The sequence below is a fragment of the Pseudomonas sp. GM74 genome, from assembly GCF_000282455.1.
Lineage (GTDB): Bacteria > Pseudomonadota > Gammaproteobacteria > Pseudomonadales > Pseudomonadaceae > Aquipseudomonas.
In genome coordinates, this window is sequence record NZ_AKJG01000078.1 from 20,073 (window position 1) to 37,618 (window position 17,546).

The window sequence follows — 17,546 nt, forward strand, 5'->3', positions numbered from 1 at the left end:
CAGCGTTATCGTTGACGACCATCGCGAGCAAGCTCGCTCCTACAGGATTCCGTGGCAACCAATTACTCGTGATCAGTTCACGACTTCCAGCATCGGCTGCTGGCTGGAGCCGATCGTCAGGTACTCCACCAGCTCGGCCAGCGGCAATGGCTTGCTGATCAAATACCCCTGCACCTGATCGCATTCAAACCCGCGCAGCAGATCCAGTTGCTCCGGCGTTTCCACGCCTTCTGCGACCACCTCGAGGTTGAGGTTGTGCGCCAGGTTGATCATCGCGTGGACCAGCTTGCGGTTTTCCTCACGCTGCTCCATGCCGCCGACAAAGCTCTTGTCGATCTTCAGCAAAGTGATCGGCAGGCTGTTGAGGTGCACGAACGACGAGAACCCGGTGCCGAAGTCGTCGAGGGAGAAGCGCACACCAAGGCGCCCGAGGGCGTCCATGGTCTGCTGGACCAGATCGCTGCGGCGCATCACTGCGGTTTCGGTCAGTTCGAACTCCAGCCACTGCGCCTCGACACCGCGCTCGGCAATCAGGCGACTGAGGGTCGACAGCAACTGGCTGTCCTGGAACTGTCGGAACGACAGGTTGATCGCCATGTGCAATGGCGGCAAGCCAAGTTCAAGCAATGCCTGCATGTCGCGCAAGGCCCGGGAAATCACCCAGTAGCCCAACGGTACGATCAGACCGCTTTGCTCAGCCAGCGGCACAAACTCGCTCGGCGGCAACAAGCCGCGCTCGGCATGCCGCCAGCGCACCAACGCTTCGAGGCCGACGATTTGCCCGTCTTCGAGGTTCAGCCGCGGCTGGTAGTGCAATTCCAGCTCATCGCGGCGCAACGCCCGGCGCAGCTCGGTTTCCAGGTCGGCGATGCTGCGGGCATTGCGGTTGATGCGCTCGTTGAAAATGTGAAAGGTGCAGCCCTGGGTGCTTTTGGCCTGTTGCATGGCGATGTGCGCATGCCACATCAGCGGGTCCGCACCGGCCTGGGCCCGGGCGTGGGCGATGCCCAGGCTGGAGCCGATCAGCAGGCTTTCACCATCGACCCAATAAGGCTCGGCCAGCGCTTCGCTGATGCGCTCGGCCATCCACTCGGCACGCTGGGGCGCACGACGGGTGTCGATCAGCAGAGCGAATTCATCACTGCCCAGGCGCGCCAGCTGATCGCCGGCCTCAAGCTGATTCTTGAGCCGCGCCACCACTTGCAGGATCAGGCGGTCACCGGCCTGATGGCCAAGGGAGTCGTTGGCATAGCGGAAGTTGTCGAGGTCGAGATGACCGAGGGCCAGGCCACGACCGTCGTTTTCCGCCAGGCGCGCCGTCAGCAGGGTCTGGAAACCCTGGCGGTTGGCGATGCCGGTCAGAGGATCTTGCTCGGCCAGGCGTTGCAGGGTGTTTTCCAGAACGCCACGTTCGCGCACATGGCGCAGGCAACGGCGCAACATGCCGGGATCGAGCAGGTCGCGCACCAGCCAGTCACTCACGCCGTCGGGCGGGGTCAGCGGCTCATGGTCGAGCAACAACACCGTCGGCAGGCTGCAACGGCCCGGCGCCGGTTGAAGTTGCGGGATGGTCAATAACACCGCGCTGCGGTTGTCATCGAACAGGCTGCTGACCGACTCCCAACTCGGCGCGCTGATGAGCACGGCCGAGCTCCCCATAGGAGCCAGACACTCGCGTAACAACGCTGCCCACGCTGGCTCTTCGGCCAGTAGCAGCAAACGCAAGGGTTCGACAGGCGTAGACAAGCTAGCTCCCTAGACTCTGCAAAGATGTAGGCGACGGGCATTATGCCGTTCCGATGACCAATGACAATGACATCAGTGAGCAAAACCAGCCCTTTGTATCCGCAATTACGAACATTAGCCGCAAATTCGTTGCGCATCCTGCGTGAAAGTAACAAAACCGGCAATTACAGATAGCGTGGTACGTCACAAGTCGGACAGAGCAGCACAATTCGCTGAGCCTGTTAAAATGCCGGCCCATTTTGTGACTGACTCCTGAATTACGTATGTCCCGACTCAATCCCCGGCAGCAAGAAGCCGTGAGCTACGTCGGCGGCCCTCTTTTGGTGCTCGCCGGTGCAGGCTCCGGCAAGACCAGCGTGATCACGCGCAAAATCGCGCACCTGATCCAGAACTGCGGCATTCGCGCCCAGTACATCGTCGCCATGACCTTTACCAACAAGGCCGCCCGCGAAATGAAGGAACGGGTCGGCACCCTGTTGCGTGCCGGTGAAGGGCGCGGGCTGACGGTCTGCACGTTCCACAACCTGGGCCTGAACATCATCCGCAAGGAGCACGTTCGGCTGGGCTACAAACCGGGCTTCTCGATCTTTGACGAGACCGACGTCAAGGCCCTGATGACCGACATCATGCAGAAGGAATACTCGGGCGACGACGGTGTCGACGAGATCAAGAACATGATCGGCGCCTGGAAAAACGACCTGATCCTGCCGGCCCAGGCTCTGGAAAACGCGCGCAACCCCAAGGAACAGACCGCCGCCATCGTCTACACCCACTACCAGCGCACGCTCAAGGCGTTCAACGCGGTGGACTTCGACGACCTGATCCTGCTGCCGGTGAAGCTGTTCGAAGAGCACGCCGACATCCTGGAGAAGTGGCAGAACAAGGTGCGTTACCTGCTGGTGGACGAATACCAGGACACCAACGCCAGCCAGTACCTGCTGGTGAAAATGCTCATCGGCAAACGCAACCAGTTCACCGTGGTGGGCGACGACGACCAGTCGATCTACGCCTGGCGCGGCGCTCGCCCGGAAAACCTGATGCTGCTCAAGGACGACTACCCATCCTTGAAAGTAGTGATGCTGGAGCAGAACTACCGCTCCACCAGTCGCATCCTGCGCTGCGCCAACGTGCTGATCTCGAACAACCCCCACGAATTCGAAAAACAGTTGTGGAGTGAAATGGGCCACGGCGACGAGATCCGCGTGATCCGTTGCCGCAACGAGGACGCCGAGGCCGAGCGCGTGGCCATGGAAATCCTCAGCCTGCACCTGCGCACCGACCGACCGTACAGCGATTTCGCGATCCTGTATCGCGGCAACTACCAGGCCAAGCTGATTGAGCTGAAGTTGCAGCATCACCAGGTGCCGTATCGCCTGTCCGGCGGCAACAGCTTTTTCGGGCGCCAGGAAGTGAAAGACCTGATGGCCTACTTCCGCCTGATCGTGAACCCGGACGACGACAACGCGTTCCTGCGGGTGATCAACGTGCCGCGCCGCGAGATCGGCTCGACCACGCTGGAGAAGCTGGGCAACTACGCCACCGAGCGCAAGATCTCGATGTATGCCGCCACCGACGAAATTGGCTTGGGCGAGCATCTGGACAGCCGCTTCACCGATCGCCTGTCGCGCTTCAAGCGCTTCATGGACCGTGTGCGCGAGCAGTGCGCCGGCGAAGACCCGATCTCGGCCCTGCGCAGCATGGTCATGGACATCGACTACGAGAACTGGCTGCGCACCAACAGTTCCAGCGACAAGGCCGCCGACTACCGCATGGGTAACGTCTGGTTCCTGATCGAGGCGCTGAAGAATACCCTGGAAAAAGACGAAGAAGGTGAAATGACCGTCGAGGACGCCATCGGCAAACTCGTCCTGCGTGACATGCTCGAGCGTCAGCAGGAAGAGGAAGATGGCGCCGAAGGCGTGCAGATGATGACCTTGCATGCGTCCAAGGGACTGGAATTTCCCTACGTGTTCATCATGGGCATGGAGGAGGAAATCCTCCCGCACCGTTCCAGCATCGAAGCCGACACCATCGAAGAAGAACGTCGCCTGGCCTACGTGGGCATTACCCGCGCGCGCCAGACCCTGGCCTTCACCTTCGCGGCCAAGCGCAAGCAATACGGCGAGATCATCGATTGCGCGCCAAGCCGCTTCCTCGATGAGTTGCCACCGGACGATCTGGCCTGGGAAGGCAACGACGACACACCGACCGAAGTCAAAGCCGTGCGGGGCAACAACGCATTGGCAGATATACGCGCGATGTTAAAGCGCTAGAATTGACCACTTTTATATGACCTTCGGCGCACAGGCGCCAAAAGAGGACCGCTTCATGGAAGCCCTGCACCAGAAAATTCGCGAACAAGGCATTGTGCTTTCCGACCAGGTCCTGAAGGTCGACGCCTTTCTGAACCACCAGATCGACCCGGCCCTGATGAAGCTGATCGGCGACGAATTCGCCACGCTGTTCAAGGATTCGGGCATCACCAAGATCGTCACCATTGAAGCCTCGGGCATCGCCCCGGCGATCATGACCGGTCTGAACCTGGGTGTGCCGGTGATTTTCGCCCGCAAGCACCAGTCCCTGACCCTGACCGAAAACCTGCTGTCGGCGACCGTGTACTCGTTCACCAAGCAGACCGAAAGCACCGTGGCCATCTCCCCGCGCCACCTGACCAGCAGCGACCGCGTGCTGATCATCGACGACTTCCTGGCCAACGGTAAGGCGTCCCAGGCGCTGATTTCGATCATCAAGCAGGCCGGCGCCACCGTGGCGGGCCTGGGCATCGTGATCGAGAAGTCGTTCCAGGGTGGGCGTGCGGAATTGGATTCGCAGGGTTATCGCGTTGAGTCGTTGGCCCGTGTTAAGTCGCTGGCCGATGGTGTCGTGACCTTTATCGAGTAAGCAAGCAACACCATCGAACCTGTGGGAGCGGGCTTGCCCGCGATGAGGCCATAACATTCAACGTTGATGTTGGCTGATACACCGCCATCGCGGGCAAGCCCGCTCCCACAGGGATCACCTGTTTAGCTGAGTTTGCGCGGTGGCTTTCAGGCCGGCCAGCAGCAACCGCTGATACAAGTCCTCCTTCAGCCCCTCCGGGTTGGCCAGTTGCATGCGCTCCAGATGCTCCGGAAACGCTGCTGCCTCCGGCGCATCCAGCGCTGCCTTGCCCAACTCCAGTACCTCGCTCAGCTTGAACTTGCTCTTGAGCCAGTTCAGCGCCCGCAACAGATCACGCTCGACCTCGGTGAAATCACATCCCAGCGGATACTCCGGAAACAGCTGTGGATGCCGTGCCTGAATCGCCTGCAAACGCTGCGGACTGTTATCGGTAAAGCGCGGATCGAGACGGAAGTCCTTCGGCAACTTGCCGACCTTCTGCGCCTGCTCGATCAACCCCTGCTGAAAGCGTGAATCACTGATATTGAGCAACGCCTCGATCACTGCCGCATCGGTCTTGCCGCGCAGATCGGCAATGCCGTACTCAGTCACCACAACATCGCGCAGGTGTCGGGGGATCGTGCAGTGGCCGTATTCCCAGACAATGTTCGAGCTGACGTCGCCGCCGGATTCGCGCCAGCTGCGCAACAGCAACACCGAGCGCGCGCCTTGCAACGCATGGCCCTGCACCACGAAGTTGTATTGCCCGCCTACGCCGCTGAGCACACGCCCGTCCTCAAGCTGATCCGCCACCGCGGCACCGAGCAAGGTCACGGTGAACGCGGTGTTGATGAACCGCGCATCCAGGCGCTGCAAGCGCTTGAGTTCTTCCTGGCCGTAGAGCTCGTTGATGTAGCTGATGCGGGTCATGTTGAATGCAAGCCGGTTGTTTTGCGGCAACTCGCGCAGGCGTTCGTAGAAGCTGCGTGGACCGAGGAAGAAACCGCCGTGCACCGAAATGCCATCGGATTGCGCAGTCTCGTCGAGGGTGCCGGCATTCGCCTGCTGTTGGGTCGTCACGTCCGGGTAGACCTTGCGCCGCACGATCCCGGCATCCGCCAGCACCAGCAAGCCGTTGACGAACATTTCGCTGCAGCCATACAGGCCTTTGGCGAAGGGGCCGATGCCGCCTTCGCGCTCGATCAGTTGCGTCCAGTGGCTGAGGTTTACGTCTGCCAGCAAAGCCCTGTATCCGTCGTTGTCGGCTTGCCGCGCCAGCAGCGCCGCCGTCAGCGCATCGCCCATGGAACCGATGCCGATCTGCAAGGTGCCGCCGTCACGCACCAGGGTGCTGGCGTGCAGGCCGATGAAGTGGTCCTGACACCCCACCGGCATGTTCGGCGTGGAGAACAGCGTGGTGTTGTCCTTCTCATCGATCAACAGGTCAAAGGTGTCGATGCCGAGTTCAGCATCGCCGGGCATGTAGGGCAGATCGTTGTGCACCTGGCCGACCATCAGGATGGTTTCTCCGGCGGCGCGGCGCCTGGCGATCATCGGCAACAGGTCGAGGGTGATGTCCGGGTTGCAGCTCAGGCTCAAGCGGTCGAGATGCTCGGCATGGCTGGCCACCAGTTGCGCTACCAGATTCAATCCGGCGGCATTGATGTCCCGCGCCGCATGGCTGTAATTGCTGCTGACGTAATCCTGTTGCGCCGTGGCACTGTTGAGCAGGCTGCCGGGCTGCATGAAGAACTGCTGGATGTGGATGTTGCCGGGCAAACTATCGCGGCGTAGGTCGGCGAGAAATTCCAGCTCGGAATAATCGCCGAACACCCGTTCGATAAAGGGTTCGAGGAAGCGCTTTTGCAAACCATCGCCCAAGGGCGGGCGCCCCAGGCACAACGCGGTGTAGATGGTCAGCCGCCGCTCGGGCAACTGTGCAATTCGTCGATACAGCGCGTTGACGAAGTGATTGGGTTTGCCCAGGCCCAGGGGCAAGCCCATATGAATGTGGACCGGCAACCGCGCCAGTACGTCATCGACCGCCTGCTCGATAGAACACAACTGCACCATCGGATCCTCCCTCATATTCCATGAATTGGGGTTGGACCGAGCTTGCCGGGTCTTGGCTGCAAAAAACAGCCTCAGACGCCAAATCATGCCAGCACCGACGATCCTTTGTGGGAGCGGGCTTGCTCGCGAAGAGGCCGTGTCAGCCGCCATCAATGTTGACTGACACACCGCTTTCGTCGGAACGCCGCCCGGAGCAAGCCCGCTCCCACAAGGGCTCTTCATTGTCTTCAGGACAAAACCGCAGGCACAAAAAAGCCGCTCGTAAGCGGCTTTTCGCTGAAAACGGGGCTTATTTCAGGCCGGACATCTTCTGGATGGCGCCTTTGAGCTCTGGATCGGAGCAATCGGCGCAGGTGCCTTTTGGCGGCATCGAGTTGATGCCGGAGATCGCCTTGGCGAGCAGGCCGTCAACACCACCTTCTTTCTTGGCACGCTCGCCCCAAGCAGCGGCATCACCGACTTTCGGCGCGCCCAACAGGCCTGAGCCGTGGCAAGCATTGCAATGTTTTGCAATCACTTCATCCGGGGTTTTCGCACCACCACCGCCGCCGGCGGAAGCGGCCACTTCCATGCCCTTGCACTCTTTACCCTGAACACAAACCTGGCCGACTGGCTCAAGGCGTTTGGCAATATCGTCGTTGGTCGCAGCCTGAGTGCTGACACTGACAGCCCATAGGGCCAATACGGTTGCTGGTGCAGCCAGCATTTTCATAATTAGGTTCACGCGTTCACCCTCAATGGTGGCTAGTCACGCCTACGGCCACGGTTCGCAGGCGGGCGCAAGTATAGCGGTAAGCCCGTCGCACTGAAACAACCCCAAAGTCGGAGGGGTCTTAGGCCGCGACGGAAAAACAGCCCGGGCGCCTCTGCGATGCTGGCAGGACGCCTCTTTTCTTAGAAATTCGCCGGCGTGGCTGCGCTGATTAGTCGCGCCGGCACATCGAACGGATTACGGAAACGATGTGGCTTGGTACTTTCAAAGTAGTAGCTATCGCCGGCTTCGAGGACAAAAGTTTCGAGACCGACCACCAGTTCCAGTTTTCCTTCGACCAGGATGCCGGTTTCCTCGCCCTCATGGGTGAGCATCTCGTCACCGGTGTCGGCGCCTGGCGGATAGATTTCATTGAGGAATGCGATCGCCCGGCTCGGGTGCGCCCGACCGACCAGTTTCATGGTCACGGCACCATCGGAAATATCGATCAGCTCGTTGGCTTTGTAGACGATCTGAGTCGGTTTTTCCTGCAGGATTTCTTCGGAAAAGAACTCGACCATGGACATGGGAATTCCGCCCAGCACTTTACGCAGCGAACTGATCGAGGGGCTGACGCTGTTCTTCTCGATCATCGAAATCGTGCTGTTGGTGACCCCCGCCCGTTTGGCGAGCTCACGCTGGGAAAGGCCTTTGAGCCTACGGATGGATTGCAGTCGTTCACCGACGTCCAAAGCTTGCGCCTCCAGGATTCAGATTGTTGGAATAGTGAGCGTTATCATGGCGACAGCGTTCAGTATTTACAACACCTTGACCTGAATCCTGCTCAGCGAGGCGACTTCCGGTCCGGAGCCCTGCTCACTAAGCCCCGGAATAGAGCAGCGGCACTCGACGCAGGTTGCAGAAGATCTGATAAGGAATCGTGCCGGCAGCCATGGCCACATCACTGGCGAGGATGTTTTTGCCCCACAACTCGACAGTCGAACCGAGGCCGGCCTGCGGCACATCGGTCAGGTCGATACAGAGCATGTCCATCGATACCCGGCCGATCAACTGGCTGCGCTGTCCGGCAACCAGCACTGGCGTGCCGGTCGGCGCCAGACGCGGGTAGCCGTCGGCGTAACCCATGGCCACGACGCCAATGCGCATCGGTTTCGGGGTGATGAATTTGGCGCCGTAACCGACGGGTTCGCCAGCCGGCAACTCGCGCACGCTGATCACTTTCGACTCCAGGGTCATGACTGGTTGCAGCCGCGACGCCACTTCGTTGGCTTCTTCGAAGGGAGTGGCGCCATAAAGCATGATGCCCGGGCGCACCCAATCGCTGGGAATCTGCGGCCAACCGAGCACCGCCGGCGAGTTACGCAGGCTGACCTCGGCGGACAAGCCCTTGCGCGCCGCTTCAAATACCGCCACCTGATCGGCACTGGCCTGCTCGTGCAATTCATCGGCACGCGCAAAGTGGCTCATCAGCACCACTTTCGCGACCTTGCCGCTGGCCAACAGCCGTTGATAGGCCGCCTGATAATCCGCCGGGTGCAGCCCCACACGGTGCATGCCCGAGTCGAGCTTCAGCCACACGTTGATCGGCTTGCTCATCGCCGCTTTCTCGATGGCTTCGAGCTGCCACAGCGAATGCACCACGCACCAGAAGTCATGCTCGACGATCAGCGCCAGCTCATCGGCTTCGAAAAAACCTTCCAGCAGCAGGATCGGCGCGCGAATGCCCGCCGCCCGCAGCTCCAATGCCTCTTCGATGCAAGCCACGGCAAACCCGTCCGCCTCGGCTTCCAGCGCCTGGGCGCAACGCACCGCGCCATGACCATAGGCATCGGCCTTGATCACCGCGAGGGCCTTGGCCCCCGTGAGTTCACGGGCGATTCGGTAGTTGTTGCGCAAGGCTTGAAGGTCGATCAGGGCACGGGCAGGACGCATGGCGGCAGACTTCTGGTCGGGTTATCGGGAAAAAAAACCGGCGCTGGCTGGTGGCGTGAACCGCCAGCAGCACCGGGAGAGGGATCTGTCTGAAAGCTTATGGCAGAGCGGCGACTACCGACAGCTCGACCAGGATTTGCGGTTCGCACAGTTTCGATTCAACGGTGGCACGGGCCGGGGCGACGCCTTTTGGCAGCCACTTGTCCCACACCGCGTTCATGCCTTCGAAATGCGCGTCGATGCCTTTCAGGTAAATCGTCACCGACAACAGATTGTTTTTGTCGGTACCGGCCAGATCGAGCAAACGCTCGATATTGGCCAGGGTTTCGCGGGTCTGCTGTTCAATCCCGGCGTTCATGTCGTCGCCGACCTGCCCAGCCAGGTACACCGTACCGTTATGGGTGACGATCTGACTCATGCGCTCATTGGTGAGCTGGCGCTGGACTGACATGCTTTGCAGGCTCCTGGATTTTGTTGCCATAACGGGAGATATCGAGGCCTTCGGCGCTGATCTGCGGCTTTTTCTTTGCCATCAGGTCAGCCAGCAAGCGACCGGAGCCGCACGCCATGGTCCAGCCGAGCGTACCGTGACCGGTATTCAGGAACAGGTTCTTGAACGGGGTGGCGCCAACAATCGGGGTGCCGTCCGGAGTGGTCGGACGCAGGCCGGTCCAGAAGTCGGCCTCGGCCAGATTGCCGCCCTGAGGATAAAGATCGTTGACGATCATCTCCAGGGTTTCCCGGCGGCGCGGGTTCAGCGACAGGTCAAAACCGGCGATTTCAGCCATACCGCCAACGCGGATGCGGTTGTCGAAACGAGTGATCGCGACCTTGTAGGTCTCGTCGAGAATGGTCGATGTCGGGGCCATCGCCGGGTTGGTGATCGGCACGGTCAGGGAGTAGCCCTTGAGCGGGTACACCGGCGCCTTGATCCCCAGCGGCTTGAGCAGTTGCGGCGAATAGCTGCCGAGGGCCAGCACATAGCGATCGGCGGTTTCCAGCTTGCCGTCGATCCACACGCCGTTGATGCGGTCACCGGCGAAGTCGAGGCGCTGAATGTCCTGGCCGAAACGGAATTGCACACCGAGGTTCGCGGCCATCTCGGCAAGCTTGGTGGTGAACATCTGGCAGTCGCCAGTCTGGTCGTTCGGCAAGCGCAGGGCACCGGCGAGGATATCCGTGACACTTGCCAGCGCCGGTTCAACGCGGGCAATACCGTCGCGGTCGAGCAGTTCGAACGGCACGCCGGACTCTTTCAGCACGGCGATGTCTTTCGCGGCGCCGTCCAGTTGAGCCTGGGTGCGGAACAGTTGGGTCGTACCAAGGCTGCGGCCTTCGTAGGCGATGCCGGTCTCCAAGCGCAGTTCATCGAGACAGTCACGGCTGTACTCGGACAGACGGACCATGCGTTCCTTGTTCACCGAGTAACGGCTGGCGGTGCAGTTGCGCAGCATCTGTGCCATCCACAGGTACTGGTCGATATCGGCAGTGGCCTTGATCGCCAATGGCGCGTGGCGCTGCAACAGCCACTTGATGGCTTTGAGCGGCACACCCGGCGCGGCCCACGGCGAGGCATAACCCGGCGAGACCTGCCCGGCGTTGGCGAAACTGGTCTCCATGGCAGCAGCCGGCTGCCGGTCGACAACCACTACTTCAAACCCGGCACGGGCCAAGTAATAAGCACTGGTGGTACCGATAACGCCGCTACCCAAGACCATGACGCGCATTTTCATATCCCTCATCGCGGCTAACCGCTGACGTTTGTTATTCAGAGCTTTAGATGCGCGCAGTGTAAAAAAGATTTGCCAGTGCTTTTCACTATATAAGCGCCTATATTTGGCGACAATTCTCGGCAAAAACCCTTTTCACGGAGGCGCATCCCCTATGCGTACCAACACTCAGACCAAACGTGAGCTGGACAAGATCGACCGCAACATCCTGCGGATCCTGCAAGCGGACGGGCGGATTTCCTTTACGGAGCTTGGAGAAAAGGTCGGGCTCTCGACCACGCCCTGTACCGAGCGGGTCCGGCGTCTGGAGCGCGAGGGGATCATCATGGGGTACAACGCCAGGCTCAATCCGCAGCACCTGAAGGGTAGTCTTCTGGTGTTCGTCGAGATCAGCCTGGACTACAAATCCGGCGATACTTTCGAAGAGTTCCGACGCGCGGTGCTGAAATTGCCCCATGTGCTGGAGTGTCACCTGGTGTCAGGGGATTTCGACTACCTGGTGAAGGCGCGGATTTCCGAGATGGCCTCGTACCGCAAGTTGCTGGGCGACATCCTGCTCAAGCTGCCCCATGTGCGCGAGTCCAAGAGCTACATAGTGATGGAAGAGGTGAAGGAGAGCCTGACTTTGCCGATTCCCGATTGAGATTGGCGGCGTCTGTTCAGCCGCTTTCGCGAGCAAGCCCGCTCCCACAGTTGATCGCAGCCGTACACAAATCTGTGGCCACTGAAGATCCAATGTGGGAGCGGGCTTGCTCGCGAAGGCAGCGACTCGGTCTATCTAGACCAACACCTGCCGGGTGCTGGCCATGTACTCGAACACCTGCTTCTCCACTCTCGGATGAATCAATTCCATCGGCCCGCGACCATTCGGGCACGGCAGGGTCTTGGTGGTGCCGAACAACCGGCAGATCAGCGGCCGTTCGTCATACACCGTGCAACCATTGGGCCCCAGGTGCACACAGTTGAGTTCTTCCATGGCGGCATCCTGCTCGGCCCGGGTCTTGCGCGGCAGGCGTGACATTTCTTCCGGCGAGGTGGTCACCGGGCCGCAGCAGTCATGGCAGCCGGGAACGCACTCGAACGAGGGAATCTGCTGTCGCAATGTGCGGATTGTTTGGCTGTTGCAGCTCATTGAAGCGGTGACCAATAGCGGAATAGAGCGCGATTCTGACGCAAAAGCCCCGATCCAGACAGCAGCAGCCGACCAATGTTGCCCGGCCGAGAAGGTCCGGCTTATGCTCCGTCAAGTTTTCTAAACGCAAGCATCAGGAACACGCACATGAATGCCCGTGCTCAACAGCCTGCAATGAACCATACCGCGTCCTACTACGCCGCCAGCAGTCTGCCGCAGCCTGAACTTCCGGCGCTCAAAGGCGAAGTGCTGGCCGATGTCTGTGTGGTGGGCGGTGGGTTTTCGGGGTTGAACACGGCGCTTGAGCTGGCCGAACGCGGCCTCAGTGTAGTGTTGCTTGAAGCCCATAGAATCGGCTGGGGCGCCAGTGGTCGAAATGGCGGGCAACTGATTCGCGGCGTCGGCCACGGCCTCGATCAGTTCACCAACGTCATCGGTGTCGAAGGTGTTCGGCAAATGAAACTCATGGGCCTGGAAGCCGTGGAAATCGTCCGGCAACGGGTCGAGCACTTCCAGATCCCCTGTGACCTGACCTGGGGTTACTGCGACCTCGCCAACAAACCCCGAGACCTGGAAGGTTTCGCCGAGGATGCCGAAGAACTGCGCAGCCTCGGTTATCGCTACGAGACCCGTTTGCTGCAAGCCAACGAGATGCACACCGTGGTCGGCTCTACGCGTTACGTCGGCGGCCTGATCGACATGGGCTCGGGGCACCTGCATCCACTGAACCTGGCCTTGGGCGAAGCATCCGCGGCACAACGATTGGGGGTCCAGTTATTCGAGCACTCGGCCGTGACCCGCATCGACTATGGCCCAGAGGTCAAGGTTCATGCCGCCGAGGGCTCGGTGCGCGCCAAGACCCTGGTACTGGGTTGCAATGCTTACCTCAATGACCTCAACCCGGAACTCAGCGGCAAAGTCCTGCCCGCCGGCAGCTACATCATCGCCACCGAACCACTGAGCGAAGAACAGGCCCACGCCCTGCTGCCGCAGAACATGGCGGTCTGTGACCAGCGCGTGGCGCTGGACTACTACCGGCTCTCGGCGGACCGGCGCTTGCTGTTTGGCGGCGCCTGCCATTACTCGGGCCGCGACCCAAAAGACATCGCCGCGTACATGCGCCCGAAAATGCTCGAAGTTTTTCCGCAATTGTCTGGTGTGAAGATCGACTATCAATGGGGCGGCATGATCGGCATCGGCGCCAATCGTCTGCCGCAGATCGGCCGGCTCAAGGACCAGCCGAATGTGTATTACGCCCAGGCCTATTCCGGTCATGGCGTGAATGCCACACACCTGGCCGGCAAGCTGCTGGCCGAAGCCATCAGCGGGCAGCACAGTGGGGGTTTTGATTTGTTCGCCAAGGTGCCGCATATCACTTTCCCGGGTGGCAAGCATTTGCGCTCGCCGTTGCTGGCGTTGGGGATGTTGTGGCATCGGCTTAAAGAGTTGGTCTGAAAGATTGTCGATGTCAGTTCTGACGCCTTCGCGGGCAAGCCCGCTCCCACAGTTGATCCGTGTCGAACACAGAATCTGTGTTCACTGAAGATCTAATGTGGGAGCGGGCTTGCTCGCGAATGGGCCTAAAAATCACCATGGATTTCAGATCCGCCAGAAAGGCTTCAGCCCCTCCTCCCGCGCCTGTTGCCGTGTCAGCCCGATATCCTTGAGCTGGTCGGCCGTCAGGGCCAGCAAGGCCTTGCGCGTGTGCAGGCGACGCCAGAACTGGTCCCAGCGACTCAGGCCGGACGACGCATGGCCCATGCCCGCCTCCCGCGTGCCGTTGTTCTGCCCGGTCGCCAGTTCCTGACTGTGTAACGTCAGCCGCACATCGCTCAAACCGTTCATCTTGGATGCTCCTGTTTACTTGGGTAGCCAGAGGTTCCATGATGCGTGGGCGCGCAAAAGCATTACAGATTCAAAGTAACTGTATTAACTCCATACAGTTTTGCCGATTCCGCCACTGAATCCAGATTTTTTGCCCGATCTGTACTGGTTAACCGAATCATCCCTATCGAGGCTGCACCATGACCCTTTACGTCAACCTCGCCGAATTGCTCGGCACACGTATCGAACAGGGCTTCTATCGCCCCGGTGACCGGCTGCCTTCGGTACGGGCGCTGAGCGTCGAGCACGGCGTCAGCCTGAGCACGGTGCAACAGGCCTATCGGGTACTGGAAGACAGCGGGCTGGCCATGCCACGGCCCAAGTCCGGGTACTTCGTCCCGGCCAGTCGCGAGCTGCCGGATTTGCCGGCAGTCGGCCGCCCGGCGCAACGGCCGGTGGACATTTCCCAATGGGATCAAGTGCTGGAGTTGATACGCGCCGTGCCGCGCAAAGACGTGGTGCAACTGGGCCGCGGCATGCCGGACATCACTAGCCCGACCATGAAACCGCTGCTGCGTGACCTGGCGCGAATCAGTCGGCGGCAGGACATGCCTGGCCTGTATTACGACAACATCCATGGCAACCTCGAACTGCGCGAACAGATCGCTCGCCTGATGCTCGATTCCGGCTGCCAGTTGAGCGCCAGCGAACTGGTGGTCACCACCGGTTGCCATGAAGCGCTGTCCACCAGCATCCGCGCGATCTGCGAGCCCGGCGACATTGTCGCGGTGGACTCGCCGAGCTTTCACGGCGCCATGCAAACCCTCAAGGGCCTGGGCATGAAAGCCCTGGAGATTCCCACCGACCCGCTAACCGGCATCAGCCTTGAAGCTTTGGAATTGGCCCTGGAACAGTGGCCGATCAAGGTCATACAGCTGACCCCCAACTGCAACAACCCATTGGGCTACATCATGCCGGAGTCGCGCAAACGCGCGATGTTGACGCTTGCCCAGCGCTATGACGTGGCGATCATCGAGGACGATGTGTATGGCGAACTGGCCTACACCTACCCGCGTCCGCGCACGATCAAATCCTTCGACGAAGACGGCCGCGTCCTGTTGTGCAGCTCGTTTTCCAAGAGCCTGGCGCCGGGCCTGCGCATTGGCTGGGTCGCGCCCGGCCGCTATCTGGAACGGGTGCTGCACATGAAATACATCAGCACCGGGTCCACCGCGCCACAGCCGCAGATCGCCATCGCCGAATTTCTCAAGGGCGGCCATTTCGAACCGCATTTGCGACGGATGCGCACGCAATACCAGCGCAATCGCGACGTGATGATTGATTGGGTGAGCCGCTACTTCCCGGTCGGCACACGCGCCAGTCGCCCACAAGGCAGCTTCATGCTGTGGGTCGAACTGCCGGAAGGATTCGACACCCTGAAACTGAATCGTGCATTGCATGACCAGGGCGTACAGATCGCCGTGGGCAGCATTTTTTCCGCCTCCGGCAAGTACCGCAATTGCCTGCGCATGAACTACGCTGCCAAGCCAACACCGCAGATCGAAGACGCGGTGCGCAAGGTGGGTGCGACAGCGATCAAACTGCTGGCGGATACCGATCAGCTCAGCGACTGACTTTTCTTCGGGAATCAGCGTCCATATGCCTATCCGCGCCGCCAAACGGAACGATCCTACGTGAGAGTCAGACAGCCCCTGCTTGCTCTTCTGCTACTCGCCGCGTTCCTGGGCGGTTGCGCCAGCCTCGACGTACAGCGTGTACCGAGCCAGGCGCTGCCGGCTTCAGACTCCGCATTCGGCCGCTCGGTCCAGGCACAGGCCGCACCCTACAAGGGACAATCGGGCTTTCGCCTGCTATCGGACAGCACCGAGGCCTTCATCGCCCGCGCCGAACTGATCCGTAACGCCCAAAGCAGCCTCGACTTGCAGTACTACATCGTGCACGACGGCATCAGCACGCGCATGTTGATCGAGGAGTTGCTCAAGGCCGCCGACCGGGGCGTGCGGGTTCGGGTACTGCTCGACGACACCGCCAGCGACGGCCTGGACCGGGTCATCGCGACCCTCGCCGCACACCCGAACATCCAGATCCGCGTATTCAACCCGCTGAATCTGGGCCGCAGTACCGGGGTGACCCGCACCGTGGGCCGACTGTTCAACCTCTCGCAACAACATCGACGCATGCACAACAAGCTGTGGCTGGCGGACAACAGCATGGCCATCGTCGGCGGGCGCAATCTGGGGGACGAGTATTTCGATGCCAAGCCCAACATGAATTTCACTGACATCGACATACTCAGTGTCGGCCCGGTCGCCGAACAACTCGGGCACAGCTTCGACCAATACTGGAACAGCGCCCTGAGCAAGCCGATCGACGAATTCCTGTCGAGCAAACCCACACCCCAAGACCTGGAAAACACCCGTACCCGACTGGAAGAGTCCCTGGCGCAAACGCGCAAACAGAATCACAGGCTCTACAAACACCTGATGACCTTCACCACCCACCCACGCCTGGACATCTGGCGCCGCGAACTGATCTGGGCCTGGAACCAGGCATTGTGGGATGCGCCGAGCAAGGTACTGGCCAAGGGCGAGCCCGATCCACAATTGCTACTGACCACGCAACTGGCACCTGAACTCAGTAACGTCAGCAAAGAGCTGATCATGATCTCGGCCTACTTTGTGCCCGGCCAGCCGGGACTGGTGTACCTGACCGGGCGCGCCGATGCCGGCGTTTCCGTGAGCTTGCTGACCAACTCACTGAAAGCCACGGACGTTCCCGCTGTACACGGTGGTTACGCGCCCTATCGCAGGGCGCTGCTGGAGCACGGCGTGAAGCTGTACGAATTGCGTAGCCAGCCCGGAGAGGAAGGCGGCAGCGGTAGCGGGCCGCATCTGTTTTCCAGCAGCGCCTATCACAGCTCTGACTCCAGTCTACATAGCAAGGCGATGATCTTCGACCAGCAGAAATCCTTTATCGGCTCGTTCAATTTCGATCCGCGCTCGGTGCTGTGGAACACCGAAGTCGGCGTGCTGGTGGACAGTCCGGAGTTGGCCGCACGGGTCCGCGACCTGGCGCTACAGGGCATGGCACCAGCCCTGAGTTATCAGGTAGAGCTGGAAAACGATCAGATCGTCTGGACCACCGAAGACGACGGAAAAATGCACACCCTGACCAAGGAGCCAGGGAGTTGGTGGCGACGCTTCAACGCCTGGCTTAGCAACACGGTTGGCCTGGAGAAAATGTTGTAGCAGCTGGCGAAGCCTGCGTCCGGCTGCGCAGCAGACGCAAACCCGGCTTGTACGGTTTAACTGAAAGTCCGCGATGCCTGATTTTACGACTGCTGCGCAGCCGGACGCAGGCTTCGCCAGCTGCTACAAAAGCTATGCTGGCTGAACCGCGCCAAACGCCCCTTGCCGCGACACCACAATCAACACGCCCAAGGCCCCCACCGCCATCAACAACGGCAATGCATGGCCGCTGATCCACTGGCTGGCGG

General features: G+C 60.5%; 16 protein-coding genes. 6 read left to right on the forward strand and 10 right to left on the reverse strand.

Annotated features, from left to right (window positions below):
- Positions 1 to 72: 72 nt before the first annotated feature.
- Positions 73 to 1,746, reverse strand: coding sequence for a putative bifunctional diguanylate cyclase/phosphodiesterase (locus PMI34_RS11520; protein WP_008050880.1), 1,674 nt, complete (start codon positions 1,744 to 1,746; stop codon positions 73 to 75).
- Positions 1,747 to 2,009: 263 nt separating this feature from the next.
- Between PMI34_RS11520 and rep the strand changes: the two genes are divergently transcribed.
- Both rep and PMI34_RS11510 read left to right on the forward strand, forming a co-directional pair.
- Positions 2,010 to 4,019 (forward strand): DNA helicase Rep, encoded by a 2,010-nt coding sequence (rep, locus tag PMI34_RS11515; protein WP_007989511.1) that lies wholly within the window; start codon positions 2,010 to 2,012, stop codon positions 4,017 to 4,019.
- Between the two features lie 55 nt (positions 4,020 to 4,074).
- On the forward strand, positions 4,075 to 4,647 hold the full coding sequence (locus PMI34_RS11510) for a xanthine phosphoribosyltransferase (protein ID WP_007975145.1): 573 nt from the start codon (positions 4,075 to 4,077) through the stop codon (positions 4,645 to 4,647).
- Between the two features lie 114 nt (positions 4,648 to 4,761).
- On the opposite strand, the gene PMI34_RS11505 is transcribed toward PMI34_RS11510, so the two are convergent.
- The 6 genes from PMI34_RS11505 to dadA form a co-directional block, all read right to left on the reverse strand.
- Positions 4,762 to 6,699 carry an acetyl-CoA hydrolase/transferase C-terminal domain-containing protein gene (locus PMI34_RS11505; RefSeq protein ID WP_008050883.1) on the reverse strand — a complete coding sequence of 646 codons (1,938 nt, stop codon included), beginning with the start codon at positions 6,697 to 6,699 and terminating at the stop codon, positions 4,762 to 4,764.
- Positions 6,700 to 6,988: 289 nt separating this feature from the next.
- The gene (locus tag PMI34_RS11500; RefSeq protein WP_032829721.1) at positions 6,989 to 7,411 is read right to left on the reverse strand and encodes a c-type cytochrome; all 423 of its coding nucleotides are present in this window, start codon (positions 7,409 to 7,411) and stop codon (positions 6,989 to 6,991) included.
- A 182-nt stretch (positions 7,412 to 7,593) separates the two neighbouring features.
- Positions 7,594 to 8,142 carry a cupin domain-containing protein gene (locus PMI34_RS11495; protein ID WP_008023455.1) on the reverse strand — a complete coding sequence of 183 codons (549 nt, stop codon included), beginning with the start codon at positions 8,140 to 8,142 and terminating at the stop codon, positions 7,594 to 7,596.
- A 127-nt stretch (positions 8,143 to 8,269) separates the two neighbouring features.
- Entirely contained in the window at positions 8,270 to 9,343 is a 1,074-nt protein-coding gene (gene alr, locus PMI34_RS11490) for an alanine racemase (protein ID WP_008050890.1), read from the reverse strand.
- A 97-nt stretch (positions 9,344 to 9,440) separates the two neighbouring features.
- A complete protein-coding gene (locus PMI34_RS11485) occupies positions 9,441 to 9,794 on the reverse strand; it encodes a RidA family protein (RefSeq protein ID WP_008050891.1) in 354 nt (117 codons plus the stop codon).
- Positions 9,766 to 11,070 carry a D-amino acid dehydrogenase gene (dadA, locus tag PMI34_RS11480; protein WP_008050892.1) on the reverse strand — a complete coding sequence of 435 codons (1,305 nt, stop codon included), beginning with the start codon at positions 11,068 to 11,070 and terminating at the stop codon, positions 9,766 to 9,768. Before dadA ends, PMI34_RS11485 begins: the two co-directional genes overlap by 29 nt.
- A gap of 157 nt (positions 11,071 to 11,227) precedes the next feature.
- Here dadA and PMI34_RS11475 point away from each other — a divergent pair, with 157 nt between their 5' ends.
- On the forward strand, positions 11,228 to 11,716 hold the full coding sequence (locus PMI34_RS11475; protein WP_007975155.1) for an Lrp/AsnC ligand binding domain-containing protein: 489 nt from the start codon (positions 11,228 to 11,230) through the stop codon (positions 11,714 to 11,716).
- 135 nt (positions 11,717 to 11,851) lie between these two features.
- Here the strand turns inward: PMI34_RS11475 and PMI34_RS11470 are convergent, their stop codons facing one another.
- Positions 11,852 to 12,205, reverse strand: a complete 354-nt coding sequence (locus PMI34_RS11470) for a YkgJ family cysteine cluster protein (RefSeq protein WP_008050895.1) — start codon at positions 12,203 to 12,205, stop codon at positions 11,852 to 11,854.
- A 147-nt stretch (positions 12,206 to 12,352) separates the two neighbouring features.
- Here PMI34_RS11470 and PMI34_RS11465 point away from each other — a divergent pair, with 147 nt between their 5' ends.
- On the forward strand, positions 12,353 to 13,660 hold the full coding sequence (locus PMI34_RS11465; RefSeq protein ID WP_008050896.1) for an NAD(P)/FAD-dependent oxidoreductase: 1,308 nt from the start codon (positions 12,353 to 12,355) through the stop codon (positions 13,658 to 13,660).
- A 144-nt stretch (positions 13,661 to 13,804) separates the two neighbouring features.
- Here PMI34_RS11465 and PMI34_RS11460 read toward each other — a convergent pair whose 3' ends face one another.
- Positions 13,805 to 14,050, reverse strand: coding sequence for a DUF1127 domain-containing protein (locus tag PMI34_RS11460; RefSeq protein ID WP_008050899.1), 246 nt, complete (start codon positions 14,048 to 14,050; stop codon positions 13,805 to 13,807).
- Positions 14,051 to 14,229: 179 nt separating this feature from the next.
- Between PMI34_RS11460 and PMI34_RS11455 the strand changes: the two genes are divergently transcribed.
- The gene (locus PMI34_RS11455; protein WP_008050901.1) at positions 14,230 to 15,663 is read left to right on the forward strand and encodes an aminotransferase-like domain-containing protein; all 1,434 of its coding nucleotides are present in this window, start codon (positions 14,230 to 14,232) and stop codon (positions 15,661 to 15,663) included.
- 60 nt (positions 15,664 to 15,723) lie between these two features.
- On the forward strand, positions 15,724 to 17,298 hold the full coding sequence (locus tag PMI34_RS11450) for a phospholipase D family protein (RefSeq protein ID WP_008050903.1): 1,575 nt from the start codon (positions 15,724 to 15,726) through the stop codon (positions 17,296 to 17,298).
- Positions 17,299 to 17,430: 132 nt separating this feature from the next.
- Here the strand turns inward: PMI34_RS11450 and PMI34_RS29765 are convergent.
- On the reverse strand, positions 17,431 to 17,546 hold a 116-nt coding region (locus tag PMI34_RS29765), incomplete at its 5' end, for a hypothetical protein (RefSeq protein WP_008050904.1).